Source organism: Nitrosophilus sp. (assembly GCF_982775275.1).
In genome coordinates, this window is sequence record NZ_CEXZHP010000212.1 from 1 (window position 1) to 2,483 (window position 2,483).

General features: G+C 33.0%; 3 protein-coding genes. 1 reads left to right on the forward strand and 2 read right to left on the reverse strand.

What is annotated here, in order from left to right; translation table 11 throughout:
* Positions 1–408, reverse strand: a 408-nt coding sequence (locus tag AC30RD_RS08330) for a non-canonical purine NTP pyrophosphatase (protein WP_489494022.1), incomplete at its 3' end; no start/stop codon positions are given.
* Positions 409–485: 77 nt separating this feature from the next.
* Here AC30RD_RS08330 and AC30RD_RS08335 point away from each other — a divergent pair.
* Positions 486–1,817, forward strand: a complete 1,332-nt coding sequence (locus AC30RD_RS08335; protein ID WP_489494023.1) for an MFS transporter — start codon at positions 486–488, stop codon at positions 1,815–1,817.
* A gap of 29 nt (positions 1,818–1,846) precedes the next feature.
* Here the strand turns inward: AC30RD_RS08335 and AC30RD_RS08340 are convergent, their stop codons facing one another.
* Positions 1,847–2,356, reverse strand: coding sequence for a TlpA family protein disulfide reductase (locus tag AC30RD_RS08340; RefSeq protein WP_489494024.1), 510 nt, complete (start codon positions 2,354–2,356; stop codon positions 1,847–1,849).
* Between the last annotated feature and the right edge of the window lie 127 nt (positions 2,357–2,483).

A 2,483-nucleotide genomic window follows, 5' to 3' on the forward strand; every position in this document is an offset into this window, starting at 1 on the left:
AACTACATATTCTCCAAACTTTCCAACTATTGCAACGGCTGCGGTATAATATGCTAAAGTTTTTTTTATTTTTCTTTTTTTCAATTCATTTATCAACTTATTTAAATTATCTTTATCGGTTGCACCTATTCTGGCATATCTTGCGCTATAGATTCCTGGCTCATTATTTAAAGCCGGGACGCTTATACCGCTATCGTCTGAGATAACTATGGCGTTTGGATATTGCTCTTTTATCTTTTTATATATCTCTCTTGCCTTAATAAGAGCGTTTTCTTTAAAGCTTTTTCCACTCTCTTCAATCTCTAAATCCCCTAAAATTTCTTTATAGGCGACTATATCTTTAATATTTAAAAGCTCTTTTATCTCTTTAATCTTTCCTTTATTTGAAGTTGCCAAAATAACTTTCATTTTTTTGCCTTTTATTTATTGGTGTTTAGTTAAAATAGGGAAATGGTTAAATGAAATTCTAACATAAAGGATATAGATTGAAAGAGATCGCAAAAAAAGTTTTACCTTTAAGTCTAATAGTCGCCCTTAGATTTTTTGGTCTATTTATCGTTTTATCGGTTCTTAGCCAATACGCTTTAGAATTAGAAGGGGGCACAGCATTTTTAGCCGGTGTTGCTGTAGGAGGTTACGCGTTTACACAAGCAATATTGCAAGTTCCTTTTGGAGTTTTGAGCGATAAGATAGGTAGAAAAAAAACCATATTAATTGGTCTTTTACTTTTTGCGGCAGGTTCGGTAGTTGCTGCGGTTGCCGATAATATTTATATCCTATTAATCGGAAGGTTTTTACAAGGTGCTGGAGCTATTGGTAGTGTAGTAACGGCGATGATAGCCGATTTTGTTAGAGAAGATGAAAGAGCCCACGCTATGGCGGTAATGGGTATGGTAATAGCTATGAGTTTCGCGGCAGCTATGATAATCGGCCCTATCGTAGGAGGAATTTATAGCGTTAAGGCTCTTTTTTGGCTAACAGCCATTTTAGCTCTATCGGCTTTGATCATTTTATTTACGGCGGTTCCAGAGCCCCCAAAAATAGTCCATCACTACTCCGAAGAGGAAGCAAAAATTAAAGAGGTTTTTAAAGACAAAGATCTTGTTAGAATGTATATTACTTTTTTATTTCACTCATCAACAATGGCTATAGCCTTTTTTATTATTCCCATTTTGATGAAACAAAAGTTTGGAATGCATCCGCAAGATTATTGGAAAGTATATCTTCCGGCAGTTATCTTTGGGATTATCTCTATGGCTCCAGCGGCGATTTTAGGTGAGAAATACCACAAAGGAAAAGAGGTATTTATCGCTTCGATTATATTTATAGCCTTATCTTTTATATTTATGGGATTTTTCGAAAATTTCTTAATTTTCGCAATAGGTGCGGTATTTTTCTTTATAGGTTTTAATATGTTTGAACCCCTTCTTCAAAGTTTTGTAAGCAAGTTTGCAAAAGTTCATCAAAAAGGCGCGGCTTTAGGAGTCGCAAATACTTTTGCATATATTGGAATATTTCTTGGGGGAGCAATTGGAGGTTTGTTATATCAATATACAAAAGAGAGCGGAGTGGCTATTGTAGTTTTGATTGTTTGTATATTTTGGATATATTGGATAGTTGGAATGAGAAATCCCGGAGTTAGAGCAAATCTATTTTTAGATTTTGAAAATTATGACAAAGAAAAACTCCCTGGCTTAAAAGTAATGAAAGGCATTACAGATTTTTACATCAACGAAACCGAAAAGATTATAGTAATAAAATATGATAAAGATGAACTAAATGAAGAAGAGATTAAAGATTTTTTAAAAAAGGTTTAGTCGTTGGCAAAAGCCAATGACTAATATAGCTATTTGCTATTTTTTTCTATTATTTTTATTAACGTATCTTCATCCATCATACCAAGATGATATCCTTTATAGATCCCTTGACTATCAAAAAAGAGCATATATGGGATCGTTCCCCTCCATCCGGTAAGTTTTGCGATATATTCTACAAATTCTTGATTGCCTTGCATATAATCAGCAACGGGAAAATTAACTCCTCTATTTTTTATAAAATTATAATCTTTTATATCAAGAGGCTCTTGAACATGGAGTCCAATTATTTGCAATTTATCTTTATATTTTTTTTGAACTTTGCCAAGGATTGGTATCTCGGCTTTACAAGGGGGACAGTTTTTACCAAAAAAATCCAATATTATCACTTTTTTTGGATACTCTTTGACTTTTATCCCCTCATCATTTACCTCTATATGGATCTTTTTGCCTTCCATCGTTTTTAACGTAAAAGTTTTACTATTTGCTCCAAAAAGCAAACCTACACAAACCATAAAAAAAATCAAAACTTTTTTTAGCATAAAAGCTCCTTTATATATATATTATCCCGGATTTTGCAATAGACTTTATCACATTAACGCTTAACACCCCGTTTATAGGCAATTAAAAATTTTTTGACTTATCACCTTGTAGATAAGCCTTCAAAAT

Coding starts and splice junctions, on each gene's coding strand:
- AC30RD_RS08340 (WP_489494024.1), bottom strand. CDS start 2,356: ATGCTAAAAAAAGTTTTGATTTTTTTTATGGTTTGTGTAGGTTTGCTT.